Annotated in this window: 16 protein-coding genes, 1 tRNA gene and 1 other RNA gene; 8 read left to right on the forward strand and 10 right to left on the reverse strand. The window is 67.8% G+C overall.

The genetic code is table 11. The features are described from left to right. Window positions 1-1202, reverse strand: a 1202-nt coding sequence (locus JZ792_RS15935; RefSeq protein ID WP_216911247.1) for a DNA polymerase III subunit gamma and tau, incomplete at its 3' end; no start/stop codon positions are given. A gap of 446 nt (window positions 1203-1648) precedes the next feature. Between JZ792_RS15935 and JZ792_RS15940 the strand changes: the two genes are divergently transcribed. The 4 genes from JZ792_RS15940 (at window position 1649) to JZ792_RS15955 (ending at window position 6837) form a co-directional block, all read left to right on the forward strand. Then, on the forward strand, window positions 1649-2482 hold the full coding sequence (locus JZ792_RS15940) for a hypothetical protein (RefSeq protein WP_254189903.1): 834 nt from the start codon (window positions 1649-1651) through the stop codon (window positions 2480-2482). Between the two features lie 73 nt (window positions 2483-2555). After that, the gene (locus JZ792_RS15945) at window positions 2556-4793 is read left to right on the forward strand and encodes an MMPL family transporter (RefSeq protein ID WP_216911249.1); all 2238 of its coding nucleotides are present in this window, start codon (window positions 2556-2558) and stop codon (window positions 4791-4793) included. Continuing rightward, window positions 4790-5470 carry a TetR/AcrR family transcriptional regulator gene (locus JZ792_RS15950; protein WP_216911250.1) on the forward strand — a complete coding sequence of 227 codons (681 nt, stop codon included), beginning with the start codon at window positions 4790-4792 and terminating at the stop codon, window positions 5468-5470. Before JZ792_RS15945 ends, JZ792_RS15950 begins: the two co-directional genes overlap by 4 nt. 89 nt (window positions 5471-5559) lie before the next feature. Beyond that, a complete protein-coding gene (locus tag JZ792_RS15955) occupies window positions 5560-6837 on the forward strand; it encodes an ammonium transporter (RefSeq protein WP_216911251.1) in 1278 nt (425 codons plus the stop codon). Here the strand turns inward: JZ792_RS15955 and JZ792_RS15960 are convergent. Beyond that, window positions 6834-7442, reverse strand: a complete 609-nt coding sequence (locus JZ792_RS15960; RefSeq protein WP_216911252.1) for a TetR/AcrR family transcriptional regulator — start codon at window positions 7440-7442, stop codon at window positions 6834-6836. The two genes, JZ792_RS15955 and JZ792_RS15960, sit on opposite strands and share 4 nt — an antisense overlap. A 63-nt stretch (window positions 7443-7505) precedes the next feature. On the opposite strand from JZ792_RS15960, the gene JZ792_RS15965 reads away from it, so the two are divergent. Continuing rightward, window positions 7506-8486, forward strand: coding sequence for an SDR family NAD(P)-dependent oxidoreductase (locus JZ792_RS15965; RefSeq protein ID WP_216911253.1), 981 nt, complete (start codon window positions 7506-7508; stop codon window positions 8484-8486). On the opposite strand, the gene JZ792_RS15970 is transcribed toward JZ792_RS15965, so the two are convergent. After that, window positions 8450-9256 carry an acyl-CoA thioesterase domain-containing protein gene (locus JZ792_RS15970; RefSeq protein WP_216911254.1) on the reverse strand — a complete coding sequence of 269 codons (807 nt, stop codon included), beginning with the start codon at window positions 9254-9256 and terminating at the stop codon, window positions 8450-8452. The two genes, JZ792_RS15965 and JZ792_RS15970, sit on opposite strands and share 37 nt — an antisense overlap. 64 nt (window positions 9257-9320) lie before the next feature. Further along, a complete protein-coding gene (locus JZ792_RS15975; RefSeq protein ID WP_308165319.1) occupies window positions 9321-10469 on the reverse strand; it encodes a neutral zinc metallopeptidase in 1149 nt (382 codons plus the stop codon). Between the two features lie 156 nt (window positions 10470-10625). Here JZ792_RS15975 and JZ792_RS15980 point away from each other — a divergent pair, with 156 nt between their 5' ends. After that, window positions 10626-12257, forward strand: a complete 1632-nt coding sequence (locus JZ792_RS15980) for a DUF2207 family protein (RefSeq protein WP_216911255.1) — start codon at window positions 10626-10628, stop codon at window positions 12255-12257. Window positions 12258-12311: 54 nt separating this feature from the next. On the opposite strand, the gene JZ792_RS15985 is transcribed toward JZ792_RS15980, so the two are convergent. The 3 genes from JZ792_RS15985 to JZ792_RS15995 all read right to left on the reverse strand — a co-directional run bounded on the left by JZ792_RS15985 (window position 12312) and on the right by JZ792_RS15995 (window position 15439). Beyond that, the gene (locus JZ792_RS15985; RefSeq protein ID WP_216911256.1) at window positions 12312-13580 is read right to left on the reverse strand and encodes an ROK family transcriptional regulator; all 1269 of its coding nucleotides are present in this window, start codon (window positions 13578-13580) and stop codon (window positions 12312-12314) included. A gap of 449 nt (window positions 13581-14029) precedes the next feature. Further along, a complete protein-coding gene (locus JZ792_RS15990) occupies window positions 14030-14740 on the reverse strand; it encodes a DUF8020 domain-containing protein (protein WP_216911257.1) in 711 nt (236 codons plus the stop codon). A 114-nt stretch (window positions 14741-14854) separates the two neighbouring features. Continuing rightward, on the reverse strand, window positions 14855-15439 hold the full coding sequence (locus tag JZ792_RS15995) for an HhH-GPD-type base excision DNA repair protein (protein ID WP_216911258.1): 585 nt from the start codon (window positions 15437-15439) through the stop codon (window positions 14855-14857). A gap of 199 nt (window positions 15440-15638) precedes the next feature. On the opposite strand from JZ792_RS15995, the gene JZ792_RS16000 reads away from it, so the two are divergent. Beyond that, window positions 15639-16445, forward strand: a complete 807-nt coding sequence (locus tag JZ792_RS16000) for a methyltransferase domain-containing protein (RefSeq protein WP_216911259.1) — start codon at window positions 15639-15641, stop codon at window positions 16443-16445. Between the two features lie 57 nt (window positions 16446-16502). Here the strand turns inward: JZ792_RS16000 and JZ792_RS16005 are convergent, their stop codons facing one another. After that, window positions 16503-17792: an aspartate aminotransferase type Ic gene (locus JZ792_RS16005; RefSeq protein WP_216911260.1), complete on the reverse strand. Its 1290-nt coding sequence runs from the start codon at window positions 17790-17792 to the stop codon at window positions 16503-16505. A 185-nt stretch (window positions 17793-17977) separates the two neighbouring features. Further along, an RNA gene (gene ffs, locus JZ792_RS16010) (signal recognition particle sRNA small type) lies at window positions 17978-18072 on the reverse strand. A gap of 226 nt (window positions 18073-18298) precedes the next feature. On the opposite strand from ffs, the gene JZ792_RS16015 reads away from it, so the two are divergent. Then, window positions 18299-18386 (forward strand) — tRNA-Ser (locus JZ792_RS16015). A 109-nt stretch (window positions 18387-18495) separates the two neighbouring features. Here the strand turns inward: JZ792_RS16015 and JZ792_RS16020 are convergent. After that, entirely contained in the window at window positions 18496-18993 is a 498-nt protein-coding gene (locus JZ792_RS16020) for a hypothetical protein (RefSeq protein WP_216911261.1), read from the reverse strand. Window positions 18994-19001 lie beyond the last annotated feature (8 nt).

The following is a 19001-nucleotide window of genomic DNA, read 5'->3' on the forward strand; positions in this document are numbered from 1 at the left end:
GGGGCAGAGGCGGCGGGGGCAGAGATGGCGGCGGGAGCGATCGCACCGGTGGCGACACCACGCTCGAGGCGCTCGAGGCGTTGGAGGGTGGCGGATTCGGTGTCGGCGACCGAGGGCAGCAGCATGCGTGCGCACACGATCTCGAGGAGCAGTCGCGGGGCGGTGGCGCCGCGCATCTCGCCGAGCCCCTCGTGCAGCAGTTCGGCGTAGCGGGTCAGGGTGGCGGGGCCGATGCGTTCGGCCTGTTCGTTCATCCGCGCGAGTACGTCGCCGGGGCCGGAGACCAGACCGCGGTCGGTGGCGTCGGGGACCGCGCGCATCAGGATCAGATCCCGGAAGCGTTCCAGCAGATCGACCGCGAATCGACGCGGGTCGTGCCCGGCCTCCATCACCCGGTCCACGGTGCCGAACAGGGCGGCGCCGTCCTCCGAGGCCAGCGCGTGCACCGCGTCGTCGATCAGCGCGACATCGGTGACGCCGAGCAGCGATACCGCGCGCGTATAGGTGACGCCCTCCGGACCCGCTCCTGCCAGCAGTTGGTCGAGCACGCTGAGACTGTCACGCGGCGATCCGCCGCCCGCGCGAATCACCAACGGGTACACCGCGTCTTCGACCGGTACGTTCTCCTGTTCGCAGATGCGCGCGAGCAGTCCGTGCATCGTCGTCGGCGGCAACAGCCGGAACGGATAGTGGTGGGTGCGCGAACGAATCGTCGGCAGCACCTTGTCCGGTTCGGTGGTGGCGAAGATGAAGATCAGATGCGCGGGCGGCTCCTCGACGATCTTGAGCAGCGCGTTGAACCCCGCGGTGCTGACCATGTGCGCCTCGTCGACGATGAATACCCGGTATCGGGATTCCGCCGGCGCGTAGAACGCGCGATCACGCAGTTCGCGGGTGTCGTCGACACCACCGTGGCTGGCGGCGTCGAGTTCGATCACATCGAGATTGCCCGGACCGCCGGGACCGAGCGCGACGCAGGACGAGCAGACGCCGCACGGTGTCGACGTCGGGCCCTCCACGCAGTTGAGGGAACGCGCGAGGATGCGCGCGGAGGAGGTCTTACCGCAGCCGCGCGGGCCGGAGAAGAGGTAGGCATGACTGATCCGCCCGGTGTCGAGCGCGGTACTCAAAGGGTCGGTGACGTGCTCCTGACCCACTACCTCAGCGAACGTTGCCGGTCGGTACTTCCGGTACAGAGCCACGGCCAGAGGTTACCGGCGTGGGCCGACAAAGAACATTCCGCCGACGGCCACGGTGCGACACGGCCGAGCCGGACCCAATGAGTGATATAGATCACATAATTCACGTCGCCTTCTTCGCGCCGCTCGAACCACATTCGCGATGGCTACCCAAGGGCAATCACAAAAGAAGAGGCGACCAGATTCCCGCACAAGCACTCTCGTCGGCGGATAAACAGAGCTAGACATACTCACGCCCCGTTTTCGGGCGTCGAAATGGATGTAACGAATCCATCACCATCAGTGACATCCATGCAAGCTGCTGGCTACCGTGGTTATCGGCAACTTCGGTAGCCAAACCTTCATCAGGTTGGTGGCCCCGGTCGGTCCCTCATCCCGACCGGGGCACAACCTGGAATCCCATGATCCTCGGGCGTCATCGCCGAACTCCCACCGACTTCCCCGGAGGAATGTTCCACGTGCCGTCTTGTGACGACATCGCCACCGCACTGCTCTCCAGCACCGACTTCGCGGGCGACCCGATCGCGGTCGACCTGCTGAGCCGGGCCATCAGTCCGCGGGATTTCGCGCTGAAACGCGATTCACTGCCGGTGGCCGCGACCGCCGACCCGGCGACCGCCTCGGCGATTCTGGAACTACTCGAACGCGGCCAGGTACCGACGATGGCCGCCATCCGCACCCTGACCGCACAGAACGAGATGCGCCACGAGGCCGAACGGATCGAACGCCTCGGCCGCCGCGCCCAGCGCAGCATCGATGAATTCGGTCGCACCCTCGCCCGCCTGGCGCACGAGCACTGGACCGAACACGGCACCGGCCCGATCCGGCGCGACATCCTCAATTCCGAACCGGTCATGGCGCTGATCCAGGAGCGAATCGGCGAAGTTCCGCCGAGCGCGGTCAAACACCTGTGGTTGATCGAACGCGCCCAGCGCGCGGGATGGATCGCCTCGAATGCCAATCCGCAGTCGCTGTGCGCGGGGCGGCGATTCCATGCCGCGAAGTACGGCAATCGGGTCTCACTGCGACCGGTGAACTCCATCGGCACGCTGGTCGCGGGTTTCCTCGCCGAATACCGCGAGGGCCACGGACGTTCGCCGCGCTGGTCGGCGGTCGCTCACGAACTGCGCGACGACCGGGCCCGCCGCGTGTTCTTCGACACCGCCGACGCGACGACCCAGCAGTTGTGGCTCTGTACGGCCGAATGGGTCGACATCGTCGACGGAATGCCCGTTCCGGGCCGACGCGGTCAGCGCGCACTGGCCAAACAGGCGCGCCGCTGACCCGATCGAGCTCTCGACTTTCGTAGGTTAACAGCGTTACTCTAACGTCGTTAACCTACGGAGGGGATCTCGGATGCTGACCAGAATCGCCCATCTCGCCACCGGAAGACCGCGCACCGTACTCGCCGCGGCCCTGGCCTTCGCGCTGTTCTGCGGCATCTTCGGCGCCACCGCGGCGGGCCATCTCAAATCCGGCGGATTCACCTCCGACGACGCCGAATCGTCCCGGGTCACCCGGTTGCTCGCCGACGATTTCGACGGCGCCGCCCCCAATTTCGTCCTGTTGGTCGAATCCGACGCGGGCGCCGACGACCCCGTCACCCGCGCGGCGGGGCTGTCCCTGGTCGACACCTTGCAGTCGCGATCGGACGTGCGTGGCACCCGGTCCTACTGGACCGCACCGCCGACGCTCGCCTCGGCGCTGCGCGGCACCGACGGCAAGAGCGCGCTGATCGTGGCCTATCTGGTCGGCGACGAAACCGAAATCCAGCGGGTCGCGGGCGACCTCGCCGACGAGCTCACCGGAACCACGGACGGCGTCACGGTCAGACAGGGCGGAATCGCCGCGATCTACCACGACGTCAACACCCAGACCACCCGCGATCTCGCGGTCGCCGAATCCGTGGCGATACCGCTGTCGATGATCGTGCTCGTCCTGGTCTTCGGCAGTCTCGTCGCGGCCTCCCTGCCGCTGATCATCGGCCTGTTCGCCATCGCGGTCACGCTGGCGATCCTGCGCCTGTTCACCGTCTTCACCGATGTCTCGATCTACGCGCTGAACCTGACCACCGCGATGGGCCTGGCACTGGCCATCGACTACGCCCTGTTCATCGTCAGCAGATATCGCGAGGAACTCGGCAACGGCCTCGAACCCGTCGCCGCCACCATCCGGGCCGTGCAGACCGCCGGTCGCACGGTGCTGTTCTCGGCGCTGACCGTCGCGCTGTCGATGGCGGTGCTGAGCGTGTTCAACCTCTACTTCCTCAAATCCTTCGCCTATACCGGCGTCGCGGTCGTCGCCGCGGCCGCCGCCGCGTCGATCCTGGTGCTGCCCGCCGCGCTCGTGCTGCTCGGGCACCGGGTCAACGCCGTCGACCTGCGCGTACCGCTGCGGCGCCTGTTCGGCCGCGATCCGCACCCCGGCCCGATCACCCCCGAGCAGAGCGGCTGGTACCGCCTGGTCCATTGGGTCATGCGCCACGCGGTGCCGGTGTCGGTCGTCATCATCGCGATCCTGCTCGCCCTCGGATCACCGTTCCTCTCGGTGAAATTCGGCTACCCCGACGACCGGGTGCTGCCGACCAGCGCGCCCGCCCACCAAGTCGGTGACACCCTGCGCGAGGAATTCCCGCAGGCCGATCCGGGAGCCGTCACCACCGTCGTACTCGACGACTACCGGGGTGACACCGCCGCGATCGGCGCCTACGCCGCCCGGCTGTCCGCCATCGACGACGTGCCCGCGGTGCTCTCCGCGGCCGGTGTGTACGTCAACGGTCAGCGCGTCGCCCCGGCCCCGCCCGGCATGTCCAACGACACCGGCACCTACCTCAGCGTCTCCACTCGCCTCGATCCCTACTCCCCCGGCGGACAGGACCAACTGAACGAGATCCGCGCCGTCGACGCGCCCGCGCCCGCCCTCTACGGCGGCGCGGCCGCGGTCAACGCCGACTCGCTCGCCGCGCTCGGCGCGCGAATGCCGTTGGCGCTGGCGCTGATCGCGTTGACGACATTCGTGGTGCTGTTCCTGTTCACCGGCAGCGTGGTGCTGCCGATCAAGGCGCTGCTGCTCAACACCCTGTCGCTGGCCGCGGCCTTCGGCGCGATGGTGTGGATCTTCCAGGACGGACATCTGTCGGGTCTGCTCGGCTTCACACCGGTCGGGCACATGGTGCCGACCATGCCGATCCTGATGTTCTGTCTCGCGTTCGGCCTGTCGATGGACTACGAGGTCTTCCTGTTGTCGCGCATCCGTGAGGAATGGCTGCTCACCCACGACAACACCCGCGCGGTCGCCATCGGCGTCGCCAGGACCGGACGCATTTTCACCGCCGCGGCCGTGCTGATGGCTATCGTCATGGGCGCGATGATTACTTCCAAAGTGGCGTTCATGCAGCTGATGGGGCTGGGTCTGACCCTGACCATCCTGGCCGACGCGACCATCATCCGAGGTCTGCTCGCCCCCGCCCTGATGCGACTGCTCGGCCCGCTCAACTGGTGGGCCCCGAAACCGCTGGTGCGTCTGCACACTCGCATCGGCCTGTCGGAGGAGGTAGAGCCCGACCGCGAACCGGTCGCCGCCGCACGCCTATGACCGCATCACCTCGTCCACGTTCACCTCGCGGTTCCGGAGCTCGACTCCGTGCCGAAATCCTCGACGCCACAGCCGAATTGCTCGCCAACGCCGGGCATTCCGAGGCGGTGTCGATCCGGGATGTCGGCAGGATGGTCGGCATCAGCGCGCCGTCGATCTACCGGCATTTCGCCGACAAGGACGAATTGATCGAAGCGGTGGTCGCCCGCGCCTTCGAAGATCTGTCCGGCGCGATGCACGCGGCGAGCGATCCCGCGCTGTCCGCCATGAGCAGGTTACGAGCCCAGGGCATGGCCTATGTCCGCTACGCGCTGGAACATCCGGCGCAGTACCGGGTCGCCACCGCGCCCACGACCGAGAGCGGCGCGGTGGACCGGGTACTGAGCAGCGGCGCGTTCCGACTGTTCGCGACGACGGTGCGCGAATGCATGGACGAAGGCGTCATGACCCCGGGCGACCCGACGCCCATCGTCCTCGAACTCTGGGCCGCCGCGCACGGTATCGCCTCCCTGTTGATCGCCAAACCGTTCCTGCCGTGGGGTGAGGTGGAGGCGAGCGCGGACCGGGTGCTGTCGGCGGCCTGTGTCGGACACGCGGTGCTCGACATGATCGGGGACGCACCGGGGCCGGACGAGATCACCGACTGGCTGGACCGGCTCAGGCGTGATCCGCCCTGAGTCCCGCTCGCGGCGGACCTGTCCGGCTCGGTGGCCGTGCGGATTCGGTAACTTCCTTGCAACGCCCCGAGGTGTCAGAAGGAGTCTCCATGCCACCGACCATCGATCCCGCGGCCACCGCCTGGTTGCTCGTGAGCACGGCGCTGGTGCTGCTGATGACTCCCGCGCTGGCCATCTTCTACGGCGGCATGGTGCGCTCCACCGGTGTGCTGAACATGCTGATGATGAGTTTCATCTCGATACCGCTGGTCACCGTCGTCTGGCTGCTGCTCGGCTACAGCCTCGCCTTCGGCGACGACGCGGGCGGCGGCCTGATCGGCGATCTCTCGCACGCGGGCATGGTGGGCATCGACCCGAACACCGTGCACGAGACCGCGCACGGCGGGGTGCCGGAACTGCTGTTCGCGACCTTCCAACTGACCTTCGCCGTGCTGACCGTCGCGCTGGTCAGCGGCGCCATCGCGGACCGGGCGAAATTCGCCGGGTGGATGGTGTTCGTCCCGCTCTGGACGCTGGTGGTCTACGTGCCGATCGCGCACTGGGTGTGGGGTCCCGACGGCTGGCTGATGTCGTTCGGCGCACTCGATTACGCGGGCGGTCTGGTCGTCGAGGTCGCGTCGGGCTCCTCCGCGCTCGCGCTGGCCCTGGTGCTCGGCCCGCGCGTCGGCTTCAAGATCGACGCGATGCGTCCGCACAATCTGCCCTTCGTCCTGCTCGGCGCGGGCCTGCTGTGGTTCGGCTGGTTCGGATTCAACGCCGGATCGGCACTGGCCGCCGACGGCATCGCCGCGGCCGTCTTCCTGAACACCCTCGTCGCGGGCTGTCTCGGCATGCTCGGCTGGCTCGCGGTGGAACAGGTCCGCGACGGACGTCCGACCACCTTCGGCGCGGCCTCGGGCGTGGTGGCGGGTCTGGTCGCGATCACGCCGTCCTGCGGTTCGGTCAACACCCTCGGCGCCGTCGTCGTCGGCACCGCGGCGGGTGTGGTGTGCTCGTTCGCGGTCGGCTGGAAACACAAGGCGGGCTACGACGATTCGCTCGACGTGGTCGGTGTGCACTTCATGGGCGGCGTGGTCGGCACCGTGCTGATCGGCCTGTTGGCCGCCGAGGTGATGACCGGCGGCGTCGAAGGACTCTTCTTCGGCGGCGGCCCCGCTCAGCTGGGCAAACAGGTTGTCGCCGTACTCGCGGTCGCGGCCTACGCCTTCGGGGTCACCTACGCGCTCGGCTCCGGCGTCGCCAAGGTCGTCGGCTTCCGCGTCAGCAGGGAGGACGAGACCTCCGGCATCGATTTCGCGCTGCACGCCGAAACCGCGTACGCCGAAGGCGTGCACGGACACTCGCCCCGGCGCTTGGACGAGAGCTAGCCCGTCGCCCGCGCCTCGACGCAGGCGACGGCGGCGTCGAGCGCCGCTTCCAGGGGCTCGGGTGCGCGCTGCGCCCTCGAGACGAGCATGCCGCCCTCGTACGCGGTGACCACGACCAGGGCCAAGCGGTCGATGTCGGTGTCGGACAGCAGTTCTCCCGCATCGCGCATGGCGGTCAGGCCCGTGGCGACGGCGGCGGTCAGACGGCGCAATCCGGCGGCCACCAGTTCGAGGAGTTCCGGATCGGAATCCGGGATGTCCTCGGCGAACGACGCCAACGGGCAACCGACGCGGCACCCGGTCGCGCGCGCCGCGTCGACCACCGCGTCCCGCCAGGCGCGCAGATCCCGCAGCGAACGCATCTCGAGCAGCCGGGTGTTGGCGAGCACGATCTCGGTACTGGCCTGGATGACGGCCGCCAGCAGATCCCGTTTGTTGTCGAAGTAGTGGTAGAGCTGGGAGGCACTGACTTCGGACTCGTGCTGGATCGCCTCCATCGTCGTGCCGTGCGCACCGTTCGCGAGGATCAGGCGGGTGGCGGTATCGACGATTCTGGTGCGGGTACGCAGTCCTTTGGCGGTCAGTGTGTCGACGGATGCTGGCATCGGCTTCTCCGGACTCGATTTTTTGGTATTGGCATTCCATTCTGGACTCCCACAATGAGAGCAATGGACACAACGAACCGATCGGCGGTCCCACCGGCCTCGACCGCCTTGGTGACCGGCGCGACCGGCGGTATCGGATTCTCGGTCGCCCACTCCCTGGCACGCCTCGGCTGGACCGTCCTGGTGCACGGGCGTAGCGCGGAGCGTGCGCGGGAGGCCACCACGCGGATGGGCGACGTGCCGGGTCGTCTCGTTCCACTCGACGCCGACCTAGAAACGCGGGCGGGGGTCGCTCGCCTGGTCGAACAGGTGCACGGTGCCGCCCCGGCCGGTCTCGATGTCCTCGTGAACAACGCCGGTGCCGCCTTCGATCGGCACCGGCTCACCCCGGACGGTGTCGAACGGACGGTAGCGGTCAACCATCTGGCGGTCGCCGAACTCACCCGGGATCTCGGACCACTGTTGGAATCGGCTCGCGGACGGTCGGATTCCCCCGCACGCGTGATCATGATGACCTCGTACCTGGAAGCTCGGGCCCGCCCACCGGAGGACTGGTCGTATCCGAGCGAATGGACGCAGCTGCGCGCGTACTCGGCGAGCAAACTCCTCAACCTCGCCTACACCTACGCGCTGGCCGAGCGGTGGGGCGAGCGCGCACGGGTGTACGCGGTGGATCCCGGTGCCGTGCGTACCGGATTCCAGCGCAGCGCGGGCGGTGCGCTGCGGGTGATCGGCCTCGTCGGCGCGCCGGTGATGACATCCCCGCGGCGGTGCGCGCGCACGGTGGTCGCGGTCGCCACGCGACCGGTCGCGTACCCCGGCGGCAGCTATATCCGCGCGGTCCGCGCCGTGGATACCGGACGGGTGACGTTGTCATCGGCCCGTTCCCGCGATCGCGCCTATCAGCGCGATGTGTACGACGCGACCCACCGCTACCTCGGCACCGGGGCCGTACCTCCGGTCACCGCCACGGGATCACCACGGGAGGCCCGGAGCGTCGACGTGGATCAGCCCGCGCGCTCGGACACCCGGAACTGCGAGTAGTCGATCTGACGTCGGGCGTTCGACAACGTGCTCACCACGCAGGTTCCGAGTTGGCCCGCGCGATCGTAGAGGGTCGCGGTGCCGATCGAGATCCCGTCGGCGGCAATGGTGTTGTCGGCGCGCAGCCCGAGTTCGAAGCCGGTGGGCAGCCGCGAGAGGGTCAGGGTCATATCGGCGTTGATATAACCCGCGCCCTCCGAACCCCAGTGACAGATGTGATTGGTGGTGTCGCCCACCATCGCCGCGTGCTGGAACGGTGTCAGCGGCTCGTCCTCGACGAGTGCGGGCATGGCGTGCCAGGAGATCTTGCGGTCGGCGTTCTGGTTCACGGTGAAATCGCCGCTCCAGTCCCGATCGCCGCTCTTGAACAGCGGTGGCGCCCCGTTCGGGGATACGCATCCGGGCGGCGGCATGGGCAGATCCGGCGTCGGACTCCACACCCGGCCCGGTGGCTCGGTCCCGGTGGCGAGGAATACCGCCGTCGCGCGGACCCTCGTCTTGCCGCCCTGGGCGATGGACGCGTCCGCGACGGCGATCCTTGTACCCCTGCGCACGATGTCGCTGTCGACCTCGAGCGGCACATTGCTCACCGGACTGAACAGGTCGACGGTCAACCGGGCCGGAACGAATCCGGCCGGACAGTGCGTCTCCAGTCGCCGTGCCAGCACACCGCACACGCCGGGACCGCTCAGCTGATCAGCGGACCAGTGGCTGATCGCGAGCTCCCGCGCGACCAGTCGGTGCCCGTCCCGCGCGAAGAAACAGACCATCGCCAACGCCTCACACTCGAATCGACCGAAGTGCAACACGTTACAGGTCAGCGGCGGGCCGGGCTCATTCGACCGAATCCGCCGACGCGGTGAACGTATTGCACCGCGAGGTCAGATTCCTCTCCAATCCGAGTTCGAACCAGTCGCCGCTGTTCTCGGGGGTGCCGTGATCGCGGGAATCGGAGGGCGCGTCACCGCGGCCGTTGGCATCGCGTTTGGCGATGGTGATCTGCGAGTTGGTCAGCGAGCCCGCATCGGCCGACGAGCCGACGTACATGCCGTTGAAGCACTGGGCCTGCAATTCGACGCGGCGCGAGAGTTCGAGACCACGGTCGCTTCGGGTACCGGCGTCGACCCGTTCGGCATTGGCCTTGCGCAGGATTCCCGACATGGCCTGCACGTGATGTCCGTACTCGTGCGCGAACACCGACAGGTATACGACCCAGTTGTCCTTGAACAGATCCGTCTGCAACTGACTGATCGGCATGTAGATGGTCTTGTTCGCCGGGCAGTAGAACGCGGCGAAATTCGTGGTGGAACCGGTGCAGGGGGTGGTGATGCCGGTGGTGTTCGCACTGACGTTCACCGTCGGCGGCTCGAACGGCAGATCCGCCTCGGCGAGTACCGGTTTCCACGCGGACTCCAGGCAGTCGGCGGCGCTGTCGAAGAATTTGCGTGCCGTCTCGACCTGGGTGCCCCACGCCGAATAGCTGCAACGGGCCGGAACCAGGGTCGCGTCGGTATCGGTGAGCAGCGGATTGTTCGCGGTCTCCGCCGACGCCGAGGTGCCGTCGGACGGAAAGGTCAGACTCGGGTCGGGACCGGCGGACGGATCGTCGACGACGCTGCGCGCGGCGTTGAGCACCAAACCGCCCGCCACCAGCACGATCACCACCACCAGCAGTGCCAACAGGCCGCCGCCACCACGTTTACGCGGACGCTGCGGCGCACGGCCCGGCGGTCCGTAGGGCATGGGCGCAGGCATTCCCTGGCGATATCCGGACGGCGGATACCCCTGCGGCGAACCGTAACCCGGCTGCGGACCGTATCCGGGCCGGTTGGCGGGCTGCCCGTATCCGGGCTGCTGGCCGTATCCCGGCTGCGGTCGGTAACCGGGCTGCTGACCGTATCCGGGCGGTGTGCCGTATCCCGGTGGCGGCCCCGGCCGCCCGCCGGGTGGAACCGGTCCGGATCCGTACGGTGGTTGCGTCACTCCCCCGTACCCCCTCGTCTCGATTGGTCACCGACAGTGTTGGTATCAGCAGCGCGCGTCAGGCCCCCGTGTGGTGACGCTGCGCTGCTGCCGCCGGGCCCGTCGCTCGCGCCGTGCCGCTGACGAAGGATAGCAACTTGTCTAGAGTAGGCAGCCATGCTGACATTTCGGGGGGCCGCCGCGAGCGCGCTTGTTCTCGCAGGCCTTGGAATGGCGGCGGCCGTACCCGCATCCGCCCAGCCCGCCGCTTCGGGTGTCACGATCACCGCGGATCTGACCCTGAACCGCGAGGGTGTCCTCGATGTGGTGGAGACCGTGAATGTGCCCGAGGGCGGCCACTTCACGATGGCGCTGCCGCTGCGCCTCCAGGTGAGCGACGATGTCGAGCGGGTCTTCCAGGTCACCGATGTCGATACCACCGGCGCGGGCACCGCGACCGTCGCCGGTGACCGGTTCACCATCGACGCCGACCCCGGCGAATCGACCTTCACCTACTCCCTGCACAACACCGTCAGGGACGCGCCCGGCACCCAGGTCTTCCGCTGGATCGGGGTGATGAGCACCGATATCGCCTCGATCAGCGCCTCGGTGATCGCCCCGAGTTTCGAGATGGGCATCGTCGACTGCAAACTCGGCCCGCCGGGCAATATCCGGCCGTGCGCCGACGTCCGCGTCGAGGCGACCGGGGCGCTGTATCTCGAACAGACGGACCTGCGCAAGGGCGACACCATCGACCTCACGCTGCAACTTCCGCCGGGGACCGTACCGGCCAACGCCGATATCCGCGTGGACGAACCCGGCCCCTTCGCCCTGACCGGTCCGGTGTGGCTCGCGTTCGGCGTCCTGCTTGCCGTCCTCGCCGGATTGGCCGCGGTGGTGCTGCGCGCCCGGCGCGAGAACGCCTCGGCCGGATCCGGATCCGATGTCGCCGACCCGCTGGAACGCGACGGCGACCAGGTGCGATTCATCTCGCCCGACGCCATCCTGCCCGGCGAGGCCGGTCTACTGCTCGACGAGCACGCCGATCCGATCGATATCGCCGCCACCGTGGTGGATCTCGCGGTACGCCGCTATATCTGGGTCACCCCGATCAGCGCGGCCACCGGCACCCCGGGAGGTAACGACTGGCGGATCACCAGGGTGAACGCCACCGACGACCAACTGCGCGACTACGAGAAGGCCGTCTACGGCGCGCTGCTGCCCGACGGCGTCGACGCGGTCACCGTCAGTGAACTGCGTGCGCCGGACCGGGTTTCGGTGGACGCCATCCGCGCGGCGATGATCGCCGACGCCGTCGAGCGCGGGGCCTTCGCCGATCGCTCCGGTCCCGGCCTGGCGCGCCTGATCGGCGGCGGGCTGATCGTGGCCGGTATCGCCGCGACGCTCGGCCTCGCCTTCTCCGCCGGGCACGCCCTGGTCGGCGTCGCCATCGCCATCGGCGGTGCCGCGGTCTTCCTGCTGCCCGCCTATCTGCCCGTGCGCACCGGCTACGGCCGCGAACTCACCGGCCGGGTGCGGGCCTTGCAGCGCGGACTCGAGGCGACTCGGCGCGAACAGATTCCGGACAGCGACCAGGAGACCGTGTTCTCCCGCGCGCTGCCGTTCACGGTCGTCAACGGGCGCGCCGACAATTGGATCCGCGTCTTCCGCGACCTCAATCCGGCGGCCGACTCCCAGCCCGGCCTGTACTGGTTCGGTGGTTTCGAGCGCGACGCGAATCTGCAACGTTTCGCCGGACATTTCCCGTACTTCATCACCGCGATGGAAGGTCTCTTCGGCCGCGGCTGACCCGAAACGACAACGGCCGGGTCCGATCGGACCCGGCCGTTGCTGTAGGCGGTATCAGTCGTTGAGCGACAGTCGGCGCATCGCGGCGAGCGGATCGGCGTAGATGGCGCTCACCGACGTGACGACCGCGGCGAATTCCTGCACCTTGCCGCCGAATCCGCTGATCCGGATATCGGTCGGCGGCAGGGTCGAACCCTGCCGGAACGCACTCGCCACGTGGGCGACGGCGGGTCGGTAACCAGTGAACGCCTGTCCACCGAGGATGACCCGATCCGGATTGAGCATGTCCCTGACCATCGCGACCGTGTGCCCGAGCATCGTCGCCCGCTCGGCGAGCAACTCACGCGCGGATTCCGAACCGGCCTCGGCCGCCCGGTACAGATCGGAGATGGTCGATCCGGCGGTTCCGTTGTACGCGGGGATGATTCCGCGGCCGACGGCCCGTGCGTGCAGCGCCCGGTCACCGACGGTGACCTCCAAGCAGCCGCGACGGCCGCAGGTGCAATCGACATTCGAGCCGGTGGGCAGATGCGCGATGGAACCGGGGCCGTTACTCGGCGTATGCACCCGGCCGTCCAGAGTCACCGCGATTCCGGCGGTTTCACGCACGTAGAAATACAGGCTGCTACCGCGTTCCTGACCTTCGCGCGGTTCCGGCGTCGGCAGCAGCAGTTCGGACGCGGCCATCGCCTCGACGTGCGGGGCCACCGAAACCGGCAGTTCCAGCACCTCGCCGAGGACGGCGCCGACGGGCGCGCCGTGCCATTCCAGTTTGGGGTGATCGACCACACCGGTCAGCGGATCGACCCGGCCGCCGATGGCGACACCGGCCCACAGTGGTTTACGCCGGTGCCAGCGTTGCAGGAAGGCCTTGGCGCTGCGGGCGACGGTGGTGGTCGCGAACTCCTGGCCGGTCTGCGGGGTGGCGATGGCGAGGCCGCCGAGGATCCGGCCGCGCAGATCGGCCGCGACGATCTTGGTGACGGCGGCGCCGATGTGGATTCCGAGGGTCAGGTACGCCTCGTGATCGATCTCGAAGGGCACCCGGGGACGCCCCACCGCTCCGGAAGCGGTCAGGTCAGGTCGCTCGCGCAGCAGTCCGGCGGCCAGCAGCGCGGAAACTTGACGATTGACGGTGGCGATACTCAGACCCGTTGTGCGCGCGGCATTGTCGCGGGAGACCGGGCCACCGGTCGCGGCCCGCAGCACGGCCGCGGCGGGGTTGTCGGCGATACGGAGTTCGGGGGCGATGACTGGACGCTGGACACGGACACGACCGGTGGCGGCCCGCGAGGCGGGACGCTCCAGGATGGGGAGGGCCATATGAAGATTCCTTGCTGAAGTCCCGAAATCGAAACGGGACGTGCCTACACCTACGGCGACGAGGCAGCCGGGAGCTGAAAGAGGGTGCTCAGCTCAGCTGCAGCGGAAGGAACAACACAGTTCGCGAGTCAACGGCAACCGCAGGCCCAGCGCGGCGGTCACGTAGGTGACCCGCGGGGCGGTGGGGCGGTTGCTGGACATAAAAAAACGGTAACACCCGGTTGGTCGGTATACCAACACAATGGCAGATTTCAGTGTGGAAGCCCACATGATCTCCGCAGGTCACGGCGATATCCCACGGCGTGTCACGGAAGCGACACGGCGGGCGTCCGCCGGTTAGCGACCGGGTAGGCCGGTACGAAGCACAAACGAAACGGACGTCACCCGCCGCCTTTCGACAGCGGGTGACGTCCGTGTGTTCCGAACCGGGAAGAGTCTCCCCGGTCAGATCACTTCGCCGGCGCCGGGGCCGGAGCGTTGATCGTGGTGAAGTACTGGACCGCCGCGGCGATCGCGACCGGCGCGGTGATGAGGATCTGGCCGATCAGGGTGCCGAGGAAGCCGACCGTGCTGGCGCCGACGAGGCAGCCGACCGCGGCGGCGGGGATGAACGGACCGAACAGCCCGACGATGGTCGCCGCGGCGAAGGTCCCCGCCGTGAGTGCGCCGACCACGCAGCCGATGCCGCCGCCCGCGATGCCGCCGACGAGGGTGCCGATGGTCGCGCCCGCCGCGATGCTGCTGGTCAGACGGGTCCAGGCCGCGACCTCACGGTCGTACTCGTTCTTCCAGGGCGCCTTGTCCTCGTAGGGCAGCGCGACCGGCTTGTACACGGCCTGGGCCGCGTCGAGCTGCGGGGTCAGGGTCGCGGTATTTCCCGCGATCTGGGCGGCGATCGGGAATTCGAACTCGTCGACCCGGAACTTCAGTTCGGTGCCCGCGACGACGGTGCCGTCGGCGGCCTTGATCTTCAGGGTGTCGTTTTCCACGACGATGGAGCCCGCGTCGGTGGTGACGATCGACTGGGTGTCGGTGGCTCGCGCCGTGAAATTGATGGAGGCGGGTTCGGCCGCCTCGGGTGCCGCGCCCGCGGTCCCCGCGGCGACACCGGTCGCCACCGTAAGCAATGCGGCCACAACGGCCAGTTTCCTCATCCGCATGATCGTGCAATCCCTCATCTCGGTCCAGCTTTCGAGGGAAAGCATCACCGAGAATTCCCGAGTAGACGAGGAAAAAACGCAGCACGATTCGAACCCGCAAACGTGCGGGAAACCCTATTTTCCTGCCGTTTCCTTCGCGGCCGCCTTCATCTGCTTTTTGAAAGCGCGAACCTCGAGCAACGACTCACCGTCGACGATGTCGGCCGCCGAACGACGTGATCCCTCCTCCGAATACGCGCCCGCGGCCTTCTCCCACCCCGCGGGCCGCACCCCGAGCTGTTTCCCCAACAGGGCCAAGAAGATTCGCGCCTTCTGATCGCCGTAGCCCGGCAGCGCCTTGAGTCGGCGCAGCACCTCTTTGCCGTCCGGATCGCCCTCGGTCCAGATCGCCTCGGTCCTGCCGCCGTAATTCTCGACGACATACCGGGCAAGTTCCTGAGTCCGGCGCGCCATGGAACGACCGTAACGATGGATGGCGGGCGGTGTCGCACACAACTCTTCGAAAACCTCGGGGTCGGCGTCGGCGATCTTATCGATCGCGAAACCGTCCATCCGGTCGGCGATTTTCTTGGGGCCGCGGAATGCGTGTTCGAGCGGGAATTGCTGATCCAGCAGCATTCCGGTCAGCAGCGCGAAGGGATCCGTGGAGAGCAGTTCGTCCGCTTCCGGTTCCTGCGCGAGACACAGTTCGACGGTCACCGTGGATCCTTTCGCCGTTTGCCACTCGGACTACATCCGATCATCGCACCGCGGCCGCGCGAGCGGATCATCCACCTCGCACCGCCCACTTCCGGAACGTGACACAGCTCACACCCCTGCCGTGCGGGGCGATGCGCCCCCCGGTAGGCTACCGGCCATGCCCCAGACGACGGCGATAACCAGGGACGGACGCGGGCCCATGGATACTTACTCCCCCCGACCGGATCGCTTCGACAGCGCGGGCCAGGACCAATTCGTCGACGTCCGCGACCTACAGGCCGCCCTGCCCGCCATCCGGCGCTTGCGCACCTGGGCCCACGAGGCGCTCGCCCTGCGACTCGGTGAAGCCGCCGTCGACATCGGCTCCGGCACCGGCTCCGAAGTTCTCGCGTTCGCCGAAGCCGTCGGACCGAGCGGCACCGCCATCGGCGTCGAACCCGATCCCAATCTGCTCGCCTCCGCCGAGCGGCGGGCCGAACAGGCGGGCTCGTCGGCGAAATTCCATTCCGGCGACGCCTACGGCATACCGTTCGGCGCCGAGACATTCGACGCCGCGCTGTGCGAGCGGGTGTTCCAGCATCTGACCGCGCCGGGACGCGCGGCGAACGAGATCGCCCGCGTGCTGCGGCCGGGCGGCCGTACCGTCGTGGTCGATGTCGACTGGGGCACCGCGATCGTGCACCCGGGCGAACTGTCCGTAGTACGCCAGGTCGTCGATACCCTGGCCGCCGCGACCACCAATCCGCGCTCGGGCCGCAGGCTCCCGGGACTGCTCACCAGGGCGGGCCTTGTCATCGATGACATCGGCTCACACGCACTGGTCCAGGAGCGCACCGTCGGCGCGGGCTCGCTGGTCACCAGGATTTCCGCCATGGCGGTGGCGCGCGGTGCGATCACCGAGACCCAGCGCGATCAATTGCTCGCCGACCTGCGCCGCGGCGCCGAGAACGGCGATATCCACCTCTCGGTCACCATGTTCGCGGTACTGGCCCACAAGCCGCGCTGATCCCGTTCGAAAACGGCGGGCCCCACCGGATTCCGGTGGGGCCCGCCGTTTCCTCCGTTATTCCGCCAGCGCTTTCTCGGTCGCGGCGAGCAGCACACAGGTCGCGAGGCCGTCCATGGCCTTCTCCAGTTCGGGCAGCTTCGGGAAGCTCGGCGCGATCCGGATATTCTTGTCTTCGGTGTCGTTCCGGTACGGGAAGGCCGAACCGGCTGCGGTGAGCGCGATTCCGGCGTCCTTGGCCAGCGCGATCACGCGAGCGGCGGTGCCCTCCAGCACGTCGAGGCTGATGAAATAGCCACCCTTCGGCTCCGTCCAGGACGCCACCTTCGACGCGCCGAGCCGGTCCTCCAGGATCTTGCGCACCAGCGCGAATTTGGGTTCGAGGATCTCGCGATGCTTCTGCATATGCGCCCGCACCCCCTCGGCGTCACCGAAGAAACGCAGGTGCCGCAGCTGATTGATCTTGTCGGGACCGATACTGCTCTTGGCCGCGTGCCCCAGGTACCAGTCCAGATTCGCGGTCGACGCACCGAGGAAGCTGACACCCGATCCGGCGAAGGTGATCTTCGAGGTGGAGGCGAAGACGATGGGGCGGTTCGGGTTTCCGGCCGCCGCCGCGTGTCCGAGAACGTCGATGACGGGCTCGGCGGTATCGGTCAGTGGGTGCACCGCGTAGGCGTTGTCCCAGAACAACCGGAAGTCCGGCGCCGCGGCGCGCATCGAAACGAGTTCACGGACAACGGCTTCGGAGTAGACCGTGCCGGTCGGATTGGCGTAGTTGGGCACCGCCCACAGGCCTTTGATCTGCGGGTCGGCGGCGACCAGCTCGGCGATGGCGTGGGTGTCGGGCCCGTCGTTGCGCATCGGGATCGGGATCATCTCGAAACCGAGCGCCTCGGTGATGGCGAAATGCCGGTCGTATCCGGGGCTCGGGCACAACCATTTGATCGTCGATTCCTCGACCCAGCGCCGCTCGGAATCATTGGTGCCGTACAGCATCGCGTAGGTGATCACGTCGTGCATCAGTTGCAGGCTCGCGTTGTTGCCCGCGATCAGGTTCTCCACCGGAATGTTCAGCAGTTCGCCGAAGATCGCGCGCAACTCCGGGAGACCGTGCTGCCCACCGTAATTACGGCAGTCGACCCCGCTGCCGTCGCGGTAGTCGCCCGGACCCGGTAGCGATAACAGCCCCGCCGAAAGATCCAGTTGTTCGGGCGAGGGTTTACCCCTCGTCAGGTCCAGCGTGAGCTTTTCGGCCTGGAGCGTCACGTAATTCGCGGTCTGGGTCTCGTGTTCGGACACGAGCTCCTCGTGGCTCATCACACCGATTTGCGTTTGCCGGGGCATCCTGAAAGGCCTTTCGAAGCAGCGTAAGGGGGTGTTTCGACGTCCTGGCCGAAGCCTGTGGCGACCGTCGGCGGACCGCTGTTCACGTTACCCGGCCGTCGCTCCGAAGTGGGGGGCATATGCGGGCCGAATCCGATCCACCCCGGCCCGAACTTCACGGGAGGGAATCGGCCGAGTGCCGGAAATTAAGGGGACCCCGCGCACCCGGCAGAGCCCGTTGACCCTTGCTGCCTTCCGGCCCTGGGGGAGTTCACAGGATGCGCGCCGCGCGGGATCCGTCGGCAAGTGTAGCCGGTTGTCGATCGCCCGTACGAATCCGGGGCATACCGAATCTGTCCGCACTGGTCAGAGCGACGCGGTTCCGAAACCTGGGCGAACCGACCGGCTCCGAAACGTCGGTTCCCGGACGAACCGACGGCGGCGGGCCCACCGATCCCACCGCCGACGATCATGCGCCCGACCCCCGGTTTGGCATGTCGAGGGGTGGAGCCGCTATGCTGCTCCACGGAGGATTCGCCTAGTGGCCTATGGCGCTCGCCTGGAACGCGGGTTGGGTTAACGCCCTCAGGGGTTCAAATCCCCTATCCTCCGCCACGAGAACGGCCGGGGTGGATACGTACACACGTATCCACCCCGGCCGTTCCGCTTCGATAGCGCCGCTCACCGGAGGGAAGTCGGTCGCTTCGACTCTCCGCGCCGAACGTCAGGCCGTGACCACCGCCGGTTCCGGGAGCAGGGCCATGAGCTGTTTCGTATGACCGGGTAGTTCCACTTCCGTCAGACCGGTGATGATGTCGCGCAGCGGAACGGGACGGTCGAGCAGCAGCGTGGTGCCCGACAGCAGTCGGGTCGATACGGGGATGTCGAGTTCGGTCTCGCTCAGCGACGAGCCGACCAGTGCGCACATGGCGTCCGCTTGGCCGCTGATCCGGGCGCGTAGCCCGGCGGAGCCACCGGCGAGGGTGATGGCGCGGTCGATGGTCCAGTGGTCGAGCGTGAGGCGGGTGTCGTAGACGGTGTGGGATCCGGCGGTGACCGCGGCGACCACGCCGATGGTCGTGGCGTCCACGAGGGTGACGTGCGCCAGGATCTGGTCGGCGTTCCATTCGCCGGGCGGCGGCGAGGTGGCGGTGTCCGCGACGGTGTCGGCGGCGTCGAGCAGCGCGTCGTAGGCCGCGCGCAGTGCTGTGGTGTCGAACATGTCGGCTT

The sequence above is a fragment of the Nocardia noduli genome (assembly GCF_019038455.1).
Lineage (GTDB): Bacteria > Actinomycetota > Actinomycetes > Mycobacteriales > Mycobacteriaceae > Nocardia > Nocardia noduli.